At 75.4% G+C, this 20,716-nt stretch carries 16 protein-coding genes and 1 pseudogene; 11 read left to right on the top strand and 6 right to left on the bottom strand.

All coding sequences use genetic code 11. The annotated features are described in order from the left end of the window. Positions 1–33 precede the first annotated feature (33 nt). The 4 genes from BTM25_RS09080 to BTM25_RS09095 all read left to right on the top strand — a co-directional run bounded on the left by BTM25_RS09080 (position 34) and on the right by BTM25_RS09095 (position 3,661). Positions 34–612 (top strand): TIGR03086 family metal-binding protein, encoded by a 579-nt coding sequence (locus BTM25_RS09080; protein ID WP_103562237.1) that lies wholly within the window; start codon positions 34–36, stop codon positions 610–612. A gap of 54 nt (positions 613–666) precedes the next feature. Further along, positions 667–1,530, top strand: coding sequence for an SDR family NAD(P)-dependent oxidoreductase (locus BTM25_RS09085; RefSeq protein WP_103562238.1), 864 nt, complete (start codon positions 667–669; stop codon positions 1,528–1,530). Between the two features lie 10 nt (positions 1,531–1,540). Further along, positions 1,541–2,332: an EI24 domain-containing protein gene (locus BTM25_RS09090; protein WP_235828308.1), complete on the top strand. Its 792-nt coding sequence runs from the start codon at positions 1,541–1,543 to the stop codon at positions 2,330–2,332. Positions 2,333–2,395: 63 nt separating this feature from the next. Next, the gene (locus tag BTM25_RS09095; RefSeq protein ID WP_103562240.1) at positions 2,396–3,661 is read left to right on the top strand and encodes a flagellar basal body-associated FliL family protein; all 1,266 of its coding nucleotides are present in this window, start codon (positions 2,396–2,398) and stop codon (positions 3,659–3,661) included. 3 nt (positions 3,662–3,664) lie between these two features. On the opposite strand, the gene BTM25_RS09100 is transcribed toward BTM25_RS09095, so the two are convergent. Further along, positions 3,665–4,420: an NAD-dependent epimerase/dehydratase family protein gene (locus BTM25_RS09100; protein ID WP_103562241.1), complete on the bottom strand. Its 756-nt coding sequence runs from the start codon at positions 4,418–4,420 to the stop codon at positions 3,665–3,667. Positions 4,421–4,442: 22 nt separating this feature from the next. Next, complete coding sequence (locus BTM25_RS09105; RefSeq protein ID WP_103562242.1) at positions 4,443–5,396, bottom strand: purine-nucleoside phosphorylase; 954 nt, start codon at positions 5,394–5,396, stop codon at positions 4,443–4,445. A 131-nt stretch (positions 5,397–5,527) separates the two neighbouring features. On the opposite strand from BTM25_RS09105, the gene BTM25_RS09110 reads away from it, so the two are divergent. The 6 genes and pseudogenes from BTM25_RS09110 to BTM25_RS30315 form a co-directional block, all read left to right on the top strand. Continuing rightward, the gene (locus BTM25_RS09110; RefSeq protein WP_103562243.1) at positions 5,528–6,241 is read left to right on the top strand and encodes a GntR family transcriptional regulator; all 714 of its coding nucleotides are present in this window, start codon (positions 5,528–5,530) and stop codon (positions 6,239–6,241) included. 153 nt (positions 6,242–6,394) lie between these two features. Further along, the gene (locus tag BTM25_RS09115; protein WP_103562244.1) at positions 6,395–8,077 is read left to right on the top strand and encodes a hypothetical protein; all 1,683 of its coding nucleotides are present in this window, start codon (positions 6,395–6,397) and stop codon (positions 8,075–8,077) included. Further along, positions 8,077–8,208, top strand: coding sequence for a hypothetical protein (locus BTM25_RS30680; protein WP_268877648.1), 132 nt, complete (start codon positions 8,077–8,079; stop codon positions 8,206–8,208). The genes BTM25_RS09115 and BTM25_RS30680 overlap by 1 nt, the downstream gene beginning before the upstream one ends. 22 nt (positions 8,209–8,230) lie before the next feature. Then, entirely contained in the window at positions 8,231–9,016 is a 786-nt protein-coding gene (locus BTM25_RS09120) for a glycosyltransferase (RefSeq protein ID WP_103562245.1), read from the top strand. Further along, the gene (locus BTM25_RS09125; protein ID WP_103562246.1) at positions 9,013–10,500 is read left to right on the top strand and encodes a glycosyltransferase family 4 protein; all 1,488 of its coding nucleotides are present in this window, start codon (positions 9,013–9,015) and stop codon (positions 10,498–10,500) included. Before BTM25_RS09120 ends, BTM25_RS09125 begins: the two co-directional genes overlap by 4 nt. Positions 10,501–10,539: 39 nt before the next feature. Beyond that, positions 10,540–12,588: pseudogene (locus BTM25_RS30315) on the top strand (alpha-(1->3)-arabinofuranosyltransferase domain-containing protein); the annotation flags it as partial. A gap of 2,084 nt (positions 12,589–14,672) precedes the next feature. Here the strand turns inward: BTM25_RS30315 and BTM25_RS09135 are convergent. The 3 genes from BTM25_RS09135 to BTM25_RS09145 all read right to left on the bottom strand — a co-directional run bounded on the left by BTM25_RS09135 (position 14,673) and on the right by BTM25_RS09145 (position 18,625). After that, positions 14,673–16,076, bottom strand: a complete 1,404-nt coding sequence (locus BTM25_RS09135; RefSeq protein ID WP_103562248.1) for an acyltransferase family protein — start codon at positions 16,074–16,076, stop codon at positions 14,673–14,675. Then, on the bottom strand, positions 16,073–16,882 hold the full coding sequence (locus tag BTM25_RS09140) for a glycosyltransferase (RefSeq protein ID WP_103562249.1): 810 nt from the start codon (positions 16,880–16,882) through the stop codon (positions 16,073–16,075). The genes BTM25_RS09135 and BTM25_RS09140 overlap by 4 nt, the downstream gene beginning before the upstream one ends. 363 nt (positions 16,883–17,245) lie before the next feature. Continuing rightward, positions 17,246–18,625, bottom strand: a complete 1,380-nt coding sequence (locus tag BTM25_RS09145; RefSeq protein ID WP_103562250.1) for an MFS transporter — start codon at positions 18,623–18,625, stop codon at positions 17,246–17,248. 92 nt (positions 18,626–18,717) lie between these two features. Here BTM25_RS09145 and BTM25_RS09150 point away from each other — a divergent pair, with 92 nt between their 5' ends. Continuing rightward, a complete protein-coding gene (locus BTM25_RS09150) occupies positions 18,718–19,833 on the top strand; it encodes a DUF3068 domain-containing protein (protein ID WP_103562852.1) in 1,116 nt (371 codons plus the stop codon). Here BTM25_RS09150 and BTM25_RS09155 read toward each other — a convergent pair whose 3' ends face one another. Continuing rightward, positions 19,834–20,640, bottom strand: coding sequence for an SAM-dependent methyltransferase (locus BTM25_RS09155; protein WP_103562251.1), 807 nt, complete (start codon positions 20,638–20,640; stop codon positions 19,834–19,836). Positions 20,641–20,716 lie beyond the last annotated feature (76 nt).

Raw genomic sequence — 20,716 nt, forward strand, 5'->3', positions numbered from 1 at the left:
CCGGACGTACAGGCCGTCCGTAGCCTCGAACGCATGAACGAACTGCACGAGCACATGACCGCGTGCGCGCGGGAGGCGGCGCGGGTGGCGCGGGGCGTCGAGGGCACGCCGCTGGACGGCGCGACCCCCTGCACGGAGTACGACGTCCGCGCGCTGGTGAACCACTGGGTCCTCTACACGTCCTACGGGCTGGAGCGCCGCGCCCGCCGCGAGCAGATCCCGGACGAGCTGACGGCCCGCGACTTCGTCGCCGAGGACGGCTGGGCCGACGCCTACGCCGCGCAACTCGACCGCGCGGTCAAGGCGTGGGACGACCCGGCGGTGTGGGAGGGCGACATCGACTTCGGCGCCGGATCGGCCCCGGCGGCGGACGTGGCGGCGCTCATCGTCAAGGAGATGGCCGTCCACGGCTGGGACGTCGCGAAGGCCACCGGCCAGGAGTTCGAGGTCCCGTCCGCGACCGGCGAGTTCCTGTACGGCGTCGTGGAGCGCAACGCCGAGATGTACCGGCAGTACAAGGGGTTCGCCGAGCCCGCCGCCGAGCCCGCCGGGGCCACCGCGTTCGAGAGGGCCCTCGCGCTGTCGGGCCGCGATCCGCGCTGGACGCCCTGACCGACACGGCCGAAGCCCTTCCGGTGTGACGGGGATCTCCGCAAGGGTGGGGCCATGGAGAAGATCGCGGTCGTCACCGGGGCGTCATCGGGGATCGGCAGGGAAGTCGCCCGCGCGTTGGCCCGGCGCGGCTTCCGCGTCGGGATGGTCGGCCGCAGCGAGGTGCGGGGCGCCGACGCCGCCGCGGCCGTCCGCGCGGACGCCCCGGACGCCCGGATCGAGACGTTCTTCGGCGACCTGTCCTCGCGCGCCGAGGTCCGCGGACTCGCCGAACGGATCCTGGACCGCTATCCCCGGCTGGACGTCCTCGTGAACAACGCGGGCGTCCACCTGCGCCGCGCCAAGGTCAGCGTGGACGGCTTCGACCGCATGGTCGCCACCAACCACCTCGGCCCGTTCCTGCTCACCGGCCTGCTGCGCGACCTGCTCGTGAAGTCCGCGCCGTCGCGGATCGTGGTGGTCGCGTCCGAGGCGTACCGGCGCGCGGGGACGCTGGACCCGGCGCGGTTCGCCGAGCCCGGCGTGTACGGGGCCGGCGGCTCGCACCGGGTGTACGCGCGGACGAAGCTGCTGAACGTCCTGTTCGCCGCCGAACTGGCCGACCGGCTCGCCGGGACGGGCGTGGCCGTCCACGCGTTGTGTCCCGGGCCGGTCGCGACGGGCCTCGGGCGCGACCTGCCCGTCCCGTCGCGGACCGGCGCGCTCCTGGCGCGGACGCCGCTGCTGCGCACCCCCGAGCAGGCCGCGCGGGCCGTGGTGCGGCTGGCCGCCGACCCCGGCTACGACACCGGCACCGGCTACCACGCGTCGGTGCGTCCGGCGCGGCTGCTGCGCGCGTCCCCGGCCGTGCGCGACCCGGCGCTGCGCCGGGCGGTATGGGAGCGTTCGGAGCAGCTCGTCGGGCTTCCGTCCCGCTAGATTGACCCCCGTGCATCCTGGGAACCCGAAACCGTCGTTCTTCCGCGACCTGTTCACCGGAATCGGCTATCTCTTCTGGGGGATCGGCTGGACGGCGCGGAATCCCGGGCAGTGGCTGTTCGGGCTGATCCCGGCGCTGATCGTCCTCGTCGTGTACGTCGCGGCGCTGACGGCGCTCGCCTTCAACCTGGACGACCTCGCCTCCTGGGTGACGCCGTTCGCCGACGGCTGGTCGCCGGGCGCCCGCGACACCGCCCGCGTCGTCGCGGGCATCGCGATCTTCGGCGCGACGCTGTTCGTCGCGATCCTGCTGTTCACGGCGCTGACGCTGCTGGTCGGCGACCCGTTCTACGAGAAGATCGCCGAGCGCGTCGAGGACTCCGCGGGCGGGGCGCCGCCGGAGCCGGACGTGCCGCTCGGCGTCCAGATCGTCCGGGCCGTCCGGGACGGGCTGCTCCTCGGCGTCATCGCGCTGGCCTTCGGGCTCGTGTTCTTCGTCTGCGGATTCCTGCCCGTCGTGGGGCAGACGGTCGTCCCGGTGGTGGCAGCGTTCGTGTCGGGCTGGTTCCTCACGGCCGAACTGACGTCCATCGCGCTGGAGCGGCGCGGCCTGCTGCGCCGCGAGCGGTTCGCGCGGCTGCGCGCGAACCGGGGCCTGACGCTCGGGTTCGGCGTCGCGACGTTCGCGGTGTTCCTGATCCCGCTCGGCGCGGTCGTCGCGATGCCCGGCGCCGTCGCGGGCGCGACGCTGCTGGCGCGCGAACGGCTCGCCGTGCCGCCGCCCGCCCGGCCGTACCGCTGAATGTTTCCTTAGTGTGATGACCGGCCGGTTCGCGTGAATTGATCTTCGCGTAACCTGTCCCGCATGTCCGATCAGGGGGAGCGGCCGCGCTGGGCCGAGAGCGACGACGCCGGGGAGGGCACGCCGGAGCCCGGGAGGCAGGCAGGGGCCGGCCGGTCGAGTGAGGAAGACGGCCACGACGTCTGGGGGAAGGTCGAGGAGCCGCGCGACGAGCATCCGGACGTGCGCCCCGCCGAGACGGCCGCGCGCATCGAGCCGAAGACCGTCCCGGAGCCGCGCGGGCTGCTGACCGCCACGCCCGGCGCCGACGAGCCCGAGGACGAGCCCGGAACCGCGCTGGAGCCCGTGGACCGCAAGGTCGCGCCCGTCCCGTCCGCGCCGGCATGGGAGGGCGAGCTGTTCGACGGCGACGCCGACGGGGACGGCGACACCCGCTATGTCGCGCCGAGCGGCGACGCGGGGCCCGGCAAGCCCGGCCGGCCGAGCAGCGGCAACTGGCAGATGCCGTCCTGGATGGCCGACGAGGAGAGCGCCGACCGCGAGCTGGAGGGCTCGACGGCGGACGCGCCCTTCGACGAGCCGTCCGGACGGTCCCGGATCCTGCTGTTCGGCGGAATCGGCCTGCTCGTCGTCGCGCTGGCGGCGGCGGGCGGCGTCTACTACCTGAAGCACCGCGGCAGTGACCCGGCGCCCAAGGGCAGCACGGCCGGGCTGCGGCGCACGTCCGCGCCCGCGGGCGTCCCGGCCGCCGAACTCCCGCCGGACCGGCCGCTGCGCACGTTCGCCGGGACGCCGTCGCGCGTCGCCGGCCACGTCTCCGACACGGGGTCGGGCCTGCTGTACCCGCGGTTCGCGCGGCCCTGGCAGACGCCGACGAAGAAGAACAAGCTGGCCGTCCCCGGCTGGTCCGGCCAGCAGATCCTCGTGACCGAGCGGCACGCGGGACGGATCTGGTACGGCCAGTTCCTCACCGGCACCCTCCAGCCGACGCTGCGGAGCGCCTACAGCGGCCCGCAGAGCGTCAAGACGGTGACGGCGATGGCCGCCAAGGGCCTGGAGGAGAGCTACTACGCGTTCCCGCACCGGTCCGCGCCGCTGGCGTCGGAGGCGCTGACGGTCGGCGGCCACCGGGGCTGGCTCGTCGCGTCGTACTACGCCTACAAGCGCCCGCCGTTCCGCGCGACCGGCGAGGTCGTCGCCACCGCCGTCATCGACACGGGACGCGGGACGCCCGCGCTGGTGTTCGCGTCGCTGCCGAACACGAACAAGAAGCTGTGGCCCGACCTGAACCGCTTCTTCGCGCAGCTCAAGGTGCTGCCCGCGTCCTGACCGTCACTCGGCGAACGGGCCGCCGATGAACGGGTGGTCCGGCCCGGAGACGGACGCCGCGTACTCCTCGGCGTCGTCCTCGGGCCGGTAGCCGAGCGCCCGCGCCTCGTCCAGGCCGAAGCAGCCGCGCGTGTTCGCGGACGCGCCCCAGACGATCCGGAACCCGGGGTCCGGCGCGGTGAGCAGCGCCTCGACCAGCCGCGCGCAGTCGCCCGGGGACAGCCAGGTCGACAGCGCGCGGCGGTCGCCGGGCCGTTCCTCGCAGGTGCCGATGCGCAGGCAGAGGACGTCCATTCCGTGCCGGTCGTGGTAGAGGCTGCCGAGGGCCTCGCCGGCGACCTTGCTGACGCCGTAGAACGTGTCCGGCCGGGGATAGAGGTAGTCGGGCGCGGGCGTGTCGGGCACCGGATGGAACCCGGCGGCGTGGTTGCTGCTCGCGAGCAGGACGCGCGGGACCCCGTTGCGCCGGGCGGCCTCCAGCACCGCGTACGTCCCGTGGATGTTGGTGTGGAGGATGCCCGGCCAGTCCGCCTCGTGCGGGATGCCGCCGAGATGGACGACGGCGGTCACGTCCCGGCACGCGGCGTCGAGAGCGTCCTGGTCGGTGACATCGGCCCGGACGATCTCCTCGCCGGGCGCCGGATCCGGGACCGGGACGACGTCCAGGAGCCGCAGGGCGCGGCCGGGCCGGGCCAGGCGCGGGCGCAGGAACCCGCCGATCCGCCCGGCCGCGCCGGTGATGAGAAGGCGTTCGCTCATGCCTCCGATTGTGCGCCGTGGATCAGTGCCCGCGGCGGAGCAGGTGGTCGGCGACCTTCGACGCGACCAGGTAGGCGTTCTGCGTCGACGTACCGAACGCCCCCGAGTTGGACGCGAGGTGCTGTTCGAGGGTCTGTCCCGGGTACGGCTGGTCGAAGTTGCTGGCCGTCCGCAGGTTCAGGTAGTGGTCGAGACGGCCGAAGCGCGCCAGGACGGCGGCGGTCGCGTTGTCCTCCATCTGGGTCGTGCAGTAGGTGCCCTTGCCCTTCGTCCACAGCCCGGTGATGTACTGCGCCTTCTCCGACAGCGTCTTGCCGGCCCACCAGTTGTCGCCGGTGACCGTGTCGCAGACCGCGACCTTGGGCAGCGTCCCGGCCTGGCCGGGGTAGTGGGCGCGTTCGGCGGCGGCGGTGGGGGTGTCGGTGAGCGTCATGTCCTTGGTGAGCCGGTAGGCGGTGTCGACCAGCGCGTCGTCGAGCTGGAAGACGTTCGTGCCGACGTTGCCGAGCTGGACGAACCCGTACGGGTGGCTCGGCGCCTCCTCCGGCGGCAGGTGGTGGCCGAGGTCGTAGTCCACGATGTAGTGCGCCCACGCCGCGAAGCCGAGCGTGCCGGTCTTCGGGGACGTCCCGGCGATCCCGGCGGTGATGAAGTACGCGCCGCGCAGGTCCAGGCGGCGGCTGGTCAGCACGGCCGTCATCGTGGCCGCCGTGTTGGCCTTGCCCTGCCCGGTCGTCACGACGCACAGGCCCGCGCGGTCGCAGTGCAGCGGGTCGGGGACGCCGTCCACGCGCACCGGGACGGGCAGCGACCGGTTCTTCAGCCAGGGCGCGGTCTCGCCGCCGAACATCGTGACGACGAGGACGCGGACCCGCGTCGGCCCGCCGCGCTCGGCGGCGTAGGACAGGGGGACGCCGCCGACGACGGCGAGCGCGGCGGCCAGGGCCGCCGCCAGGAGGAGGGAGAAACGACGCATGCGTGCTTTCCGATCGTGCTCGGGGAGAAGATCGCAGGTCACGCTAGGGAGCGCCGGACCGCCGTACGTTTCGCCGCCGTGACGATCCAGTTAACGGTATACCGTTAAGTCGGGCCGGATAGAGTGCCCGCGTGACGACCGGAGAGCGCGACTCGCTCCGCGACAGGGCGTACCGGACGCTCCGCGACCGCATCATCGAGGGCGGCCTGCGGCCCGGCGAACGGCTCGTCGAACGCGACCTTGCGGCCGGCCTCGGCGTCTCCCGGATCCCGCTGCGCGAGGCGCTGCGGCTGCTGGCCGCCGAGGGACTGGTCGTGCTCGTGCCCCGCCGGGGCGCGCTGGTCAGCCCGTTCACCCCCGCCGACGTCCGCGACCTGTTCGACGTCCGGCAGAGCCTGGAAGTCCTCGCGGCGCGCCTCGCCGCCGAACGCGCCGACGCCGACGGTCGCGAACGGCTGCGGCTGCGGCTCGTGGACAACCGCGCGGCGCTGCGCTCGGGCGACCGCGCCGCGATCTCCGCCGCGAACGCCGCGTTCCACGCCGAGGTGCTGGAGCTGTGCGGGAACGCGCTGCTCACCCTGGTCGTCCGGCCGCTGGACGCGCGGATGCGGTGGCTGTTCCGCCTCACCGCCGACCTCGACGAGGACCAGGACGCGCAGTGCGCCGAGCACGGCGGCCTGTACGCCGCCATAGCCGCCGGGGACGCCGCTCAGGCGGCCGACCTGGCGGAACGGCACGTCCTGCGGAACCGCGACGTGACGCTGCGGCTCGCCGAAAGCTGGTCCGTCCCCGCCGCCGACCCGCTGAAGATCACCCACACCCGCCGCCGCCGACCCGCCGAGTAGCCGACCAGGGACCTCAGCGGACGCGCGAGCGCGTCAACTGAGCGCCTAGGGACGAAGCCGAAGGCGAGCCCCCGGGCGGAAAGATCGCGAAGCGATGCGGCGCTCGCCCCGGGCACGGTCGCGCAGCGGGCCGGGGCTGGTAAACACTGCAGGATGAAGCGGACGGGGTGGGTGTGGCCCGGGGTGGCCGGGCTGGTGCTGGGGCTGCTGGCGCTCGGGCCGGGCCTCGCGCCGGGGTTCCTGCTCTCGTTCGACATGGTCTTCACGCCGGGTCCCCGGTTCTCGGCGATGACGTTCGGGCTGACCGGGACCGTCCCGCGCCATGTGCCGAGCGACGCGTTCGGCGTCGCGCTGGCGCACGTGCTGCCGGGGGACGTCGCGCAGAAGGCCGTCCTGCTCGGGATCTTCGTGCTGGCGTCGGTGGCGGCGGCGTCGCTCGTCCCGACGCGGCGGGTCGTGCCCCGGGTCGCGGCGGGCGCCGTCTACGCCTGGAACCCGTTCGTCGCCGAGCGGCTGCTGCTCGGGCACTGGGCGTTCCTGCTCGGGTACGCGGCGCTGCCGCTGGTCGCCGGGGCCGCCGCGCGCGCCGCCGAGCCGGGCGGCGGACGGCGGCTGACGCGTGCGCTCGTCCCCGCCGCGATCGGCGGGTTCGCCGGGGTCGCGGTCTCGGCGCTGGTCGCGGGCGCCGTCGTGCTGTGCCGTCCCGGACGGCGGCGGGGCCTGCCGAAGGCCGTCGCGGCGGTCGTCGTGCTCAGCCTGCCGTGGCTCGTGACGGGCTGGCTGCGGCCGAGCGGGATGCCGGGCGCGCCGGAGGGCGTCGGCGCGTTCGCGGCCCGCGCCGACACGCCGTTCGGCGCGCTCGGCAGCCTGTTCGCGCTCGGCGGGGCGTGGAACGCGGCGACCGTCCCGCCCGGCTACGGGGTGCCGCTGCTCGCGACCGTCTGGCTCGTCGTGGTCGTCGCGTCGGTCGTGGCGTTCGCGCGGACGCGCGTGGACTGGACGGCCGGGCTCGCCGTCGCGGCCGGTGCCGGGTACGTGCTCGCCGCGCTCGGCGTCGTCGCGGCCCCCCTGCTGCGCGGCCTGATCGGCGCCTGGCCGGGGTTCGCGGTGCTGCGCGACGGGCAGCAGTACGTCGCGCCGCTGGCCGTGGTCGTCGCGGTCGGGTTCGGCGTCCTCGCCGACCGGGCGGCGGACCGGCGGCTGGACGCGCTCGGCGTCCTCGCGGTGCTGCTGCCGCTCGTGCTGCTGCCGGGGCTGGCGTGGGGCGCGGCGGGACGGCTGCGGCCCGTCCACTACCCGGACGCGTGGGCGCGGGCGCGGGAGATCGTCCGCGCGGACCCGGTGCCCGGCGACGTCCTGATCCTCCCGTGGGCGACCTACCGGGAATACCCGTGGAACGGCGGCCGGACGTCCCTGGACGCCCTGCCCCGCTACCTCGACCGGCGCGGCGTCCTGAGCGACGCGGTGATCATCGGGCGCACGGTCGTCCCGGCCGAGGACCCCCGCGCGCGGGCGCTCGACCCGGTCGTCCGCGACGGCGGCCCGCTGACGGCCCGGCTCGGTGCGCGGGGCATCCGGTACGTCGCGTTCGACGCCGAGACGTCCGGCAACGCCTACTACGCGCGCCTCGGCGGGGCGCAGCGCGTGCTCGCCGACGGCGATCTCGTCCTGTACCGGCTGCCCGACCCGGCGCGTCCCCGCGAGGACCGCGCACCGGTGGCGCTCGCCGGCACGGCGTGGGCTGTGACCTTGATGTCCGTTGTCTGGTCATTCGCGGCATCAGGCATTACTCTGGCCACTCGCAGTCTTCGCCACCCCCGAGGAAAGGCCCCCTGATGCGCATCGCCATCGCGGCCGTGGCGGGCGTCCTGCTCGCCGCCCTGGCGTCCTTCGGCGCGGTCCAGCTCGCGAACGCCTCGCAGCAGGAACCGGTGATCAAGCCGCTGTACGGCTACGGCTCCCGATGACCCCGGCCCCCCGCGGGCCGAGATGACCACCGCCCTGCTGGAGATCGTCGTTCCGGCGCGCGACGAGGCGTCCCGCCTGCCGGACGGTCTCGTCGCGCTCGGCGGGAAGCTGCGCGCCCTCGGCGTGCCCACCGCCGTGATCGTCGTGGACAACGGCAGCACCGACGGCACCGCCGATCTCGTCCGCGCGGGGACCTGGCCCGTCCCGGTCCGCGTGCTGGAGTGCGCCCGGCGCGGCAAGGGCGCCGCGGTCCGGACCGGCCTGCTCGCCACCCGCGCCCCCTACGCCGGGTTCTGCGACGCCGACATGGCCACCGGGCTGGACGCGCTCGACGGCGTCCTGGACCTGCTGCGCGCCGGGAACCCGGTCGTCGTCGGGTCCCGCCGCCACCCCGACTCGGCCGTCGAGGACTACAGCCACCCGCTGCGCAAGCTCGGCGCGGTCCTGTTCAACCGCGCCATCCGCGACCTCGCGGGCGGCGTCAGCGACACCCAGTGCGGGTTCAAGTTCTTCAGCGGGCCGCTCGCCCGCGCCGCCGCCGCCGACCTGCGCACCGACGGGTTCGCGTTCGACGTCGAGCTGCTCATGCACTGCGCGCGGCGCGGCGCGGCGATCACGCCGGTGCCGGTGGAGTGGCGGGACGTCCCGGGCAGCACGTTCTCGGTGCGCCGCCACTCCGTCGAGTGCCTGCGGGACCTGGTGCGGATCCGGCTGGCGGCGCCCCGGCCCGTCCCCGCGCCCGCACCCGTGCCTGAGCCCGACCGGGCCCTCGGGTTCGCCGAGACGTCCGAGCCGCAGCGCGCATGACCGGCGACGTCTCCGGGCTGCGGATCGCGATCGTCAACTGGCGCGACCCGTGGCATCCGGCCGCCGGCGGGGCCGAGCGGTACGCGTGGGAGCTGGCCCGCCGGTTCGCCGCGCGCGGCGCCGCCGTCACCTACGTCACCGCCCGCGCCCCCGGCCAGCGCCGCCGCGAGACGGTCGAGGGCGTCGCGTTCGCGCGCATGGGCGGGACGTTCACCGTCTACCCGCGCGTCCTGGCCTGGCTGCTGGCGCGGCGGCGGCGCTTCGACGCGGTGATCGACTGCCAGAACGGCATCCCGTTCTTCACCCCGTGGGTGCTGCCGCGCGGGGTGCCGGTGTTCTGCTCGATCTTCCATGTCCACGACGACCAGTTCGGGCTGTACTTCCCGCGCTGGCTCGCCTGGATCGGCCGGACGCTCGAAGGCCCCGTGGCCCGCCGCGCCTACCGCCGCCACGCCTGCACGGCCATCTCCGTGACGACCCTGGACGCCCTCCGCGAACGCCTGTCCTGGACGGGCCCCGTCTACCTCGTCCCAGTCGGCGTCACCCTCCCCGAAACCCCACCCGCGCAGCCCGCCCCGGCCGACCCGGGAACCGACGCGCCCGCCGCAGGCGGATCGGGGGAGCGCGACGCGCTCGCGCCGGGCGGCGCTGCGGGCCGCGATATGCCCGCGCCGGGCGGGACGGGGGAGGGCGGCGCGCTCGCGCCGGGCGGGACGGGGAACGGCGTGGCCGCGGTGGGTGGGTTGGCGGGGCGGGGGGATCCGGAGCTGGTGTGCGTGACGCGGCTCGTCCCGCATAAGCAGGTCGAGCGGATTCTCGATCTCGCCGAGTACCTGCGGGTGCGGCGGCCGGGCGTGCGGGTCGGGGTGGTCGGGCGCGGGCCCGAGGAGGAGCGGCTGGCCGCGCTGGTGCGCGAGCGCGGGCTCGGCGACGTCGTCACGCTGCACGGGTTCGTGTCCGAGGAGGCGAAGGCGGCGCTGGTCGCCCGCGCCGACCTGCATCTCAGCGCGTCGCGCGGCGAGGGCTGGGGATTGTGCGTGGCGGAGGCGGCGGCGCTCGGCGTCCCGACCGTCGCCTACGACGTGGACGGGCTGCGCGACGCCGTCCGGGACGGGGTCACCGGCTGGCTCGCGGCGCCCGGCGACGCGCTCGCCGCGACGGTTGAGCGGGCGCTCAAGGAGCTGGACGACCCGGTGCGGCGCGCCGCGATCCGGGACGCGTGCCGGGAGTGGGCCGCCGAGTTCGACTGGGCCCGCAGCGCCGACCGGATGGGGGCGCTGCTGGCCGCCGCCGTCCGGCGCGGCACGTCCGGTACTTCCGATTCCGCCGCACACGTCCTGGCCGGGTACGGTGCAGGCACCCTGGTCGCGGAGGGCCCCCTCCGCGACCGCCTGGTGACCGAGCCGGGGGTGGCCGTGCTGCGTCCCGCGACCGCGCGGGAGCGCCTGCTCGGCCGGGCGCTGGACGACGACGGGGGGCGCTGACCCGGCGTCCCGTGCGGGACCGAGGGGAGGCGGACGGGCATGGCGAGCGCGTTCTGGACCGTCGCGGACCGCTACACCCGGCTCGCCGACCGGTTCGCCGTCGCCGACCGCGACGACCGTCCGGACCGTCCCGAGATCGACGACCGGCTCCGCGAGCGGCTGCGCGCCGTCGTGTGCTGCCTGGCCCTCGCGCTGCTGTCGATCGGCACCGCGCCCGGCCGCATCCTGCCCGACACCAAGATCGACATGGCGGTGAACCCGGCCGGGTTCCTCGCCCGTGCCCTGCACCTGTGGGACACCGCGCAGTTCGGGCAGCTCCAGAACCAGGCCGTCGGCTACTTCTTCCCGATGGGCCCGTTCTACGCGCTCGCCCACGCCGTGAACCTGCCCGCCTGGGCCGCGCAGCGGTTCTGGTTCGCGCTGCTGATGATCACGGCGTTCCTCGGCGTCCGCCGGCTCGCCGGACGGCTCGGCATCGGCGGCCCGATCAGCCGCCTCGCGGGCGGGATGGCGTACGCGCTCGGCCCGCACGAGCTGTCCGCGCTGGGCCAGGCGTCCTGGGAGTACCTGCCGCTGGCGATGCTGCCGTGGATCCTCGTCCCGCTGGTCGGCGCGGCGCGCGGCGAGACCGGACGCGTCCCGGCGGCGGCCCGGTCGGGCGTCGCGGTGGCGCTGTGCGGCGGCATCAACGGGGCCGCGACGGTGGCGGTGCTCGCGGTGCCCGTCCTGTACGTCCTCACGCGCCCGCGCGGGACGGCCCGGCTCCGCCTCCTCGGCTGGTGGCTCGGCGCGGCCGGGTGCGCGGTGGCGTGGTGGCTCGTCCCGCTCGTCCTGACGGGCCGGTACGGCTTCTCCTGGCTCGGCTACACCGAGCGCGCCGACACGACGACGTCCCCGACGAGCCTGGTCAACGTGCTGCGCGGCGCCGAGCGCTGGGGCAACTACGTGGACGCGTCGTCGCTGCCGGTCGCGCACGCGCTGTCGACCGGCGTCGTCCTCACGGTCGTGACGGTCGTGCTGGCCGCGCTCGGCGTCGCGGGCCTGTCCCGCCGCGACCTGCCGGACCGGACGTTCCTGCTGCTCGTCGTCCTGTCCGGCGTCGTGATCATCGGGGCGGGGCACGGCAGCTCGATCGAGGGCCCGCTCGCCGCGCCGTTGCGGGACCTGCTCAACGGCCCGCTGTCGCCGCTGCGCAACCTCTACAAGTTCGACGGGCTGGTGCGGCTGCCGCTGGCGCTCGGGCTCGTCCACCTGCTCGTGACCGTCCGCCGGCCGCGCTCGCGGCTGCGGATGCTCGCGATCACGACGGTGGCGGTCACGGCCGTGGCGGCGCCCGCGATCACCGGCGGGCTCGCCGGGCGCGGCGACTTCGAGGGCGTGCCGAAGTACTGGGAGCAGGCGGCGTCCTGGCTGAACGCGCACGGCGGCGAGCAGGCCGTCCTCGCGGTGCCCGGCGCGTCGTTCGGCGACTACACCTGGGGCCGGCCGATGGACGACATCGTCCAGCCCCTGCTGGAGACGCGGTGGGGCGCGCGGCAGCTCGTCCCGCAGGGGTCGCCGGGCTTCGCGCGGATGGTGGACGCCCTGGACCAGCGCGTCGCGGCGGGCCACGGCTCGGCGGGGCTCACCGAGGTGCTGGCGCGGATGGGCGTGCGGTACGTGCTCGTCCGCAACGACCTGACGCGGTCTGACCTGCACGGCGCCTGGCCCGGACGGGTCCACGAGACGCTCGACTCCTCGCCCGGGATCCGCCGCGTCGCGTGGTTCGGCGACTGGCCGGCCGGGGCGGGCGGGGACGAGGCCGCCGGGTCCTTCGACCAGCGGTACGCGCCCGTCGAGGTCTACGAGGTCCCGGGCGCCGACCAGGTCGCGGGCCTGGTGGACGCCGCCGCCCCGATCCGCGTGCGGGGCGCGCCCGAGGCGCTGCTCGGCCTCGCCGACGACGGCGCGCTCAAGGGCCGTCCGGTGCTGCTGAACGACGACGCGCCCGCGACGAAGGGCACCGAGGTCGTCTCCGACGCGCTGCGCTGGCGCGAACGCGACCGGGGCCGCCTGCGCACCGGCATCTCGCCGACGCTGACGGCCGGGCGGCAGCCGCGCGGGACCGCCGGAATCGGCACCGACCCGGTCGACAAGGGTTGGGAGAAGTACCGCACGACCGCCGCCTACACCGGGATCGCGGACGTCACGGCGTCGTCGTCGGCGTCCGACCCCGACACGGCCGGCGGGTTCGACGACCCGTCCGCGCTGCCGTTCGCCGCGCTCGACGGCGACCCCGCCACCCAGTGGATCTCCGGCGGCTGGACGGGCGCCGCCGGCCAGTGGATCCGCGTGGACTTCACCGCGCCGGTCGATCCCGGCGGCCTCCAGGCGACGTTCGCGCAGAACGCCTTCCTCGGCCCGGCGCCGTCGCGGGTGGCGGTCGAGACCGAGCGCGGGACGGCGGCGCAGGCCGTCCGGGCGACGGGCCAGCCGCAGGAACTCCAGGCGCCGCAGGGCACGACGCGCTGGATCCGGGTGCGGGTGCTGGCGTTGCAGGCCGTCCCGCAGTCGCCGGCGGCGTCGCGCGTCGGGATCCCCGAACTGTCGCTGCCGGGCCTCACCGCCACGCGCTACCTGACGTTGCCGCAGGTCGCGGGCGCGCAGGTCGTGCAGCGCGCGCAGCAGCCCGTCGCGCCGTGCATGAACGGCTCGGAACGCTGGGTCTGCTCGCCCTCGCTACAGCGAGGAGACGAGGACGGCGCGACGCTGCGCCGCCGCTTCACCGCCGCCGGTGGCACCGCGAAGATCTCCGGCGCGGCCGTGCTCACCGCCGCGTCGCTGATCGACCGCGTCGTCGGCAAGGGCGAGACGACCCGCGTCACGGCCAGCTCGGTGTGGACGAAGGCCCCGGCGAGCCTGCCGCGCAGCGCGTTCGACGGCGATCCGCGCACGACGTGGCTGCCGTCCGGCGACGACCGCGACCCTTCGCTCACGGTGTCCTGGAAGGGCGCGCGGAAGATCGGGGAGATCACCGTCGACCGTCCGCCGGGGGCGCGGCCGTCGCTGCGCGTGACGGTGACGGGCGCGAACGGCCAGTCCCGCGAAGGGCTGGTGGACGCGAACGGCACGCTGCGGTTCGACCCGCTCCGCACCGACCGGCTGACCGTGCGGTTCGCCCCGGCGCAGGGGCCGGTCCAGGTCGCCGAGCTGCGGATCCCGGGGGTGGCGCCGCTCGCGACGTTCGGGTTCCGGTCGTTCACGACCCGCTGCGGGTACGGGCCGTCGGTCCAGGTGAACGGGAAGACCGTCCCGACCCGGGCCGTCGGGACGGTCGGGGACGTGCTCGCGGGCCGCGCCGTCCGGTTCGAGGGCTGCCGCGCCGCCGCGCTCAAGGCCGGGGCGAACGACCTCGCGGCGGGCGGCTCCTACCGGGTGGACTCGCTGGTCGTGGACCCGGGCGGCGCGCTGGCGGCGGCCAAGCCCGTGGCGATGCAGGACGTCCACATCACGTCGTGGGGCAAGGGCAAGCGGGTCATGGACGTGAAGTCGCCTCGCGCGTCCTACCTCGTGGTCAACGAGAACTACAACACCGGCTGGAAGGCGAGCGTGGGGGGCCGCGAACTCCAGCCGGTGCGGCTGGACGGGTGGCGGCAGGCGTTCGCCGTCCCGGCGGGCACGTCCGGTTCGGTCACCCTCACCTACACGCCGGACGGCCTCTACCGGCTGTCACTCTTCGTCGGGCTGGATCTGCTGATCCTGCTGCTGCTCGTCGGCTTCTGGCCGCGCGGCGGCCTGCGCGAGACGCGGTCGGTGCCCGTCGTCGCGCCCGGGACGCCCGGCGGCGCGGCGCGTGCGGGCGCGGTGGCGCTGGCCGCCGCGATCGGGTTCTACGTCGCCGGGCCGCTCGGGCTCGCCGTGGCGCTCGCCGCCGGGGTCGCCGCCGACCTGGCCGAACGCCGGACGTCCGCGCTCGCGCGCCGCGTCCGGTCGCCCTACACGTTCGCGGCGGCGCTGGTCGCGGCGGGCGTCTGCACGGCGGCCGGGTTCTGGCTGGACGAGCGGGGGATCACCGGGTCCGACACGCTCCTGCGGGACGTCCTGCCGCAGCTTCTCGCGCTCGCCGCCGTCGCGCGGCTCGCCGTGCTGCTGGCCGCGCCGCACGACCCGGACACCTGGCTCGCCGAGGGCGGTCAGCTCCAGTGGATGCCGCCGGGCGCGGGCTCGTCGCCCGGCTCGGGCCCGGTGAAGATGCCCGGCTCGGGCTCCGGCTCGGGCGGCGGGTCGGTGAAGATCCCGCCCGTCCCGGGCGGCGCGACCGGCGGGGACGCGGCGGCGAACCGTCCGCCCGGCGCCCGGCCGGGAAGCGCGGACGGCGCCGGCCCGGACCGCGATCCGAGCCGCCGGACGGGCTCCTCCAGCGCATAGTGGCTCGCCGCCGCCGCGCCGACCGTCAGCAGCGCGCACACGGGGAAGTCCAGGACGAGGACCCCGTGGAACGGCGCGTGCCCGGCGACCTTCCACCAGACGTAGATGACCACGAACTGCCACAGGAACAGCCCGTAGGAGACCTTGCCGAGGAACGCCATGACGCGGTTGCCGAGCAGGCCCGCGATCATCGGGTGCCCGGGCGGGGCCAGCGCGACCGGCGCGACGAGGAACAGCGCGACCGCCCCGTACAGGAGGAGTTCGATCTCCGACGTCCACACGTTGACCTCGTAGAGGCGGGAGATGCCGGTGATGCGGGTGGCGGCGAGGCCGTAGCAGAGGGCGGCGATCGTCCAGCACAGGCCCCAGGACGCGCCGACCGTCCGGCACAGGCGGCGGACGGGGCCGTCCGGGCCGCGCTCGGCGTGCGCCCACACGGTGACGACCGCGAGCGCCATTCCGGCGGCGAACCACGCCAGGTAGCGCGGCAGCCAGTTCCCGTAGAACGCCCGGTCCGACGACTGGTGGATCGCGATGACGTAGAGGAAGGACACGGCCGCGAGCGCGCCCGTCCCGGACAGGAGGCGGCGGGCGCGGCGGTCCACGTCCGTCCCGCGCCGGGCCCACCGGCCGAGGACGAACGCGAGCAGCGGCAGCGCGACGTAGAACGCCGCCTCGACCGTCAGGCTCCAGATCTGGCCCATGCCCTTCGGGCCGAGGTAGTCGCCCCACCAGGGCGTCCGGTCATAGGAATAGGTGAGCGTGAGCAGCTTGAGCCAGGACGCGACGTCCCCGAGCCGGTCCCGGAAGTACAGCAGCGTCGCGACGACGACCAGCAGCCAGTAGGCGGGCAGCAGCCGCAGCGCGCGCTTGGCGAGGTAGCCGCCTGTGCCCGGCGCCGTCCGCAGGCCGAGCGCGGCGGCGGCCCACGGCCGGTACAGCAGCAGCCCGGACAGGACGAAGAAGATCGGCACGCCGATCTCGCCGCGCGACAACAGCGCGGTGAAGGCGCCCCCGCCCCCGGCGAGGTAGCCGCCGCTCGCCGCGACGTGGAACAGCAGCACCAGCAGGGCCGCGAGCGCCCGGACGCCGTCCAGCGCGGCGTGGTGCCCGGAGATCTTCGGCAGCCGGCGGTCGGCGGCCGTTCCGGGGACGGGCGGTGCGGTCACCCGCGCAGGGTATCCGAGGGCCGCGCGGGGTCGCGGGCGCCCGCGACCAGCCCCGCCGCCTCGGCGGCCTTCAGCAGCGCGAGCCCCGGCAGGCACCAGGGGGCGCACAGCGCGAGCCGCAGCGCGGCCCGGGACCGGCCGAGCGGACGCGCCGTCGCCCGTCCCCGGTACACCGGCAGCCAGCGCCCGTAGTAACGGCGCTTGCGGTAGGCGGCGCGCAGCGTGATCCGTCCCTCGTCGTGCCAGACCCGCGCCTCGACGCGTCCGACCCGGGCCCCGGACGCCGCGGCCCGGTCCGCCAGATCCCAGTCCTCGAACGCGCTGAGGTCCTCGTCGTAGCCGCCGGTGGCGTCCAGGAGGCTCCGCCGGAAGATCCGCGCGGCCTCCACCGACGCGTCACCGACATAGCTGCGCTTCTCGGCGGCCCGGCACGCGGCGAACAGCCCCCGCCCGAAGGACAGCTCGGGGATCACGAGCGCCCCGAGCCCCGGATCGGCGTCGAACAGCGCGACGGCCTGCTCGATCACGCCCGGCTCCAGCACCATGTCCGAGTCCACGAACGCGACGATCGCGCCGCGCCCGGCCCGCCAGCCCCGATTGCGCTGCGCACTCCGCTCGGGCCCGGCGTCCAGCACCCGGTCGGCGTATCCCGCCGCGATCTCCGGCGTCCCGTCCCCGGACGCGTTGTCGACGACGATCAGCTCGACGGGCACCGTCTGCTCCCGCACCGAGGCCAGGCACCGCCCGATCGTCCGGCCCGAGTCCCGCGTGGGCACGACGACCGTGACCCGCGTGCCAGCCGTCACTGAACCTCCCACCGCTCCCCGCAGCACTCCGTACCGGCCAGTAGCGCACCGCCCCCGCGCGCGGCACGCCACACCGCCGCACAGCACACCACACTGAACGTGCAGCGCACCGTACTGACGCGTAACCCACCACGTCCAGCACCCCACCGACACACACCCCCACACCGCCACGTGACGCCCGCACCAACGCGCGCCGCTTCGCGCCGACGTGCGCCGACGTGCGCCGCCTCGCGCTGGTGTGGGAGACCCCGCGCCGACGTGCGATGACGTGCGTGGCCCCACGCGCGACGCCTCACGCAGACGTCCAGCGCGGCGCGCCGGCGTGTGCTGCGCCGTGCTGGCGGGCGTGATGGTCGGGGCGGTCTAGCGGGACGGGGCGGGCTTGCGGGAGGTGCGCGGGGTGGGATCGCCGAGCGTTCGGGGTAGGGCGGGGGACAGGACGGCGGCGAGGGTGAAGCAGGCGGCGGCGAGGGCCAGGGCGCGGGGTGCGGAGCCGCCGTAGTAGGCGATTCCGGCGGCGGCCACGCCCAGGACGCCGCCGAACTGGGTCACCGAGTTGAAGACCCCGGAGGCCGCGCCCGCGTTGTGGGCGGGGACGTCCGCGATCACCGCGTTGGCGAGGACGGGCAGCGCGAGCCCCGTCCCGATCCCGCAGCAGGCCAGCCACGGGACGAGCCCGGCGACCGTGGCCGCGCCGCCCGCCGCCGCGGCGAGCCCGAGCGCGCCGGCCGCCATGATGAGCGTCCCGGCGCCGACGAACCGCCGTGCCCGGCGCGGGCCGAGCCGGTGCGTGAGCTGCGCGGTGCAGGCGGTTCCGGCGGGCCAGGCGAGGCCGGTCAGTGCGACGCGTGTCGGGGACCAGCCGAGGCCGAGCTGCAGCCGCCAGGTCAGCGTGATGAAACAGGCCGCGATGCCGGTGAACAGGGCCAGCGTCAACGCCTGCCCGGCAGCGAACGAGCGCAGTCGCAGCATTGCGGGCGGCACCAGCGGGTCCGCCGCGCGGCGCTGGTGCAGGACGAACGCGACCGCGAGCACGGCGGCGGCGGGCAGTAGCGCGATGGTCCACCACGGCCAGCCCCGCGCCCGGCCCTCGATCAGCGGGAACGTCGCCAGTACCGACGCCGCTCCGGCCAGCGCGACGCCCCAGGGGTCCAGCCGGGGGGCCGGACGGGCCCGGGAGTCGTCCATCCAGCGCGCGGCGGCGGCGAAGGCGGCCACGCCCACCGGCAGGTTGACCAGGAAGATCAGCCGCCAGCCGCCGTGGTCGGCGAGCAGCCCGCCGAGCAGCGGCCCGCCCGTCTGCGCGGCGCCGAGCAGGACGCCGTAGAGGGTGAAGGCGAGCGTCCGGTCCCGTCCCGGCGGGAACCGGGCGGTGATCGACGCGAGCGCCTGCGGCACCATCAGGCCCGCGCACGCGCCCTGCGCGGCCCGCGCGGCGATGAGTACGCCCGCTCCGGGCGCGGCGCCCGCCAGCGCCGACGCGGCCGTGAACCCCGCGACGCCGAACAGGAAGACGCGGCGGCGTCCCGCGATGTCCCCGAGCCGTCCGCCGGTGATCAGCAGCAGCGCGTAGGCGAGGGCGTAGGCCGACACCGTCCACTGCCCGGCCGCCGCGCCCGCCCCGAGGTCCCGCTGGACGGCGGGCAGCGCGACGTTGACGACCGACACGTCCACCAGATCCATGAACGTCGCCGCCAGCACGGCTCCCAGCCCGAGCCACCGCCGGGGGAGACGGCTGATCACCAGAAGGACCCCTAAAGTAGAGAAACCGGTCAGGTAGGGTACTGCGACGACGCCGGTGCGGAGCCCGCCGGAACGGCGACCTGGGGGAGATGATGCGGCGGACGCTGGGCACGATCCTCGTGACGCTCGGGGCGTTCTGCATGACGCTGGCGCCCCTCGTGCGGTTCTACGTCGCCGACAAGGTGGTCACCGCCCCGCTGAACCGGTACCAGAAGACGGTGCTGGAGGCCCGCAACGCCGAGTACTTCGACATGGCGGCGTTCAAGGCGCGCAAGAACGTGACGCTCGTCGCGACCAACATCATCCGCGGTGACGTGCGCGCCAACGGCGGGGACGACCGCATCGCCGTCTGGGACTCCTCCACCGACATCCGGGACGCCCAGCGCGACCAGCAGATCGACCTCCAGGGCTTCCGCATCGCGTTCAACCGGAAGACGGGCGCGCTGGTCAACTGCTGCGGCGTCCAGGTCGCGGGCGACACGAGCGTGAAGATGTCCGGGTACGGGGTGCTGTTCCCGATCGCGGACGTCCACAAGCGCGACTACCCGTTCTTCGACATGACGACGCGGCAGATCGTCCCGGTGCGGTTCGACGGCACCGAGAAGATCTCCGGGATCGAGACGTACCGGTTCGTCCAGCAGGTGCCGCTGACCAAGTCGCAGGCGCTGGACCTCAAGGTCCCGGCGGACATGCTCGGGATGGCGAAGACCGAGCCCGTGCAGAAGGTCGACCGCTACTTCACCGCCGCGATCACCCAGTGGGTGGACCCGCGCACCGGCATCCCGATCAAGACGCGGCAGAACATCCGCAGCACGGTCTCCACTCCGGACGGCCGGGGCACGATGGTCGTCGCGCAGGCCGACCTGCTGACCACGCCCGCGTCCCAGAAGGCGCTGGCGGACATGTCCGGCTCCGAGGCGTTCCGGATCGGCCTGGTGCAGGGCTTCGGGCCGGTCACGCTGCTGTTCGGCGGGCTGACGCTCCTGCTCGCCGGGACGGCCGTCGGCCTCGCGGGCGGCGCGCGGGGGCCGCAGGAGCCGCCCGCCCCGCGCCGCGCGGACGGCAAGTTCGGCGACGCGCGCGGCGCGTCCGGACCGCCGGAGGACGCCGACGACGCGGCGCCCGTCCGGGCGTCGGACGGACGCTTCCGCGACGTCGCGGCCGACCCGCCGCCCGTCCGCAGCCCGGACGGGCGGTTCCACGCCTGATCAGGGCTTGCGGGCCACGCCGCCGTACATCCAGATGTTCTCGGCGGGCACCGTGCCCGCGTCCGGCCGCCACGCCGGGACCGGGACGACGCCCGGCTCGACCAGGTCCAGCCCGCTGAAGAACCGCTCGATGTCGGGCAGGGACCGCAGCGTCGCCGGGTTCGCGGTGTTCCGGTACGCCTTCTCCGCGCCGCCCGCCGACGCCGGCCGCGTGTCCCCGGTGACGTGCGAGACGACCAGGTGGCTGCCGGGCGCGGTCGCGCCGACGTACTGCCGGACGAGGCGGTGCGGCTCGTCCACGTCCGGGACGAAGTGCAGCACCGCCGCGAGCAGCACCGCGACCGGCTCGTCGAAGTCGATCAGCGACCGGACCTGCGGGTCGGTCAGGACGGTGTCGGGGTCGCGCAGGTCGGCGGTCAGCACGGCCGTCGTGCCGGTCCCGGCGAGCAGGGCCCGCGCGTGGACGAGCACGATCGGGTCGCTGTCGACGTACACGACCCGCGCGTCCGGCGCCGCCGCCTGCGCGATCTCGTGGACGTTGCCCTGCGTGGGCAGCCCGGTCCCGAGGTCGAGGAACTGCCGGATCCCCGCCTCGCGCGCCAGGTACCGGACGGCGCGCTGCAGGAACCGCCGGTTCTCGACGGCGATCGGCCGCACCTCGGGCGCGGCGGCCAGCACCGCCTCGGCGGCCTCGCGGTCGGCGGCGAAGTTGTCCTTGCCGCCCAGGTAGTAGTCGTACATGCGCGCCGCCGTCGCCCGGCTGACGTCCAGCTCGCGCGGCGCCCGCGCGTCCTCGATGTCCGGCATCGCGGCCCCTTCCCGTCCGATCCTCCGGTGATCAACCTAAGGGGACGGGACGGGGCGCGCATCCGTTTCGTCCGGT

The organism is Actinomadura rubteroloni, assembly GCF_002911665.1.
Lineage (GTDB): Bacteria > Actinomycetota > Actinomycetes > Streptosporangiales > Streptosporangiaceae > Spirillospora > Spirillospora rubteroloni.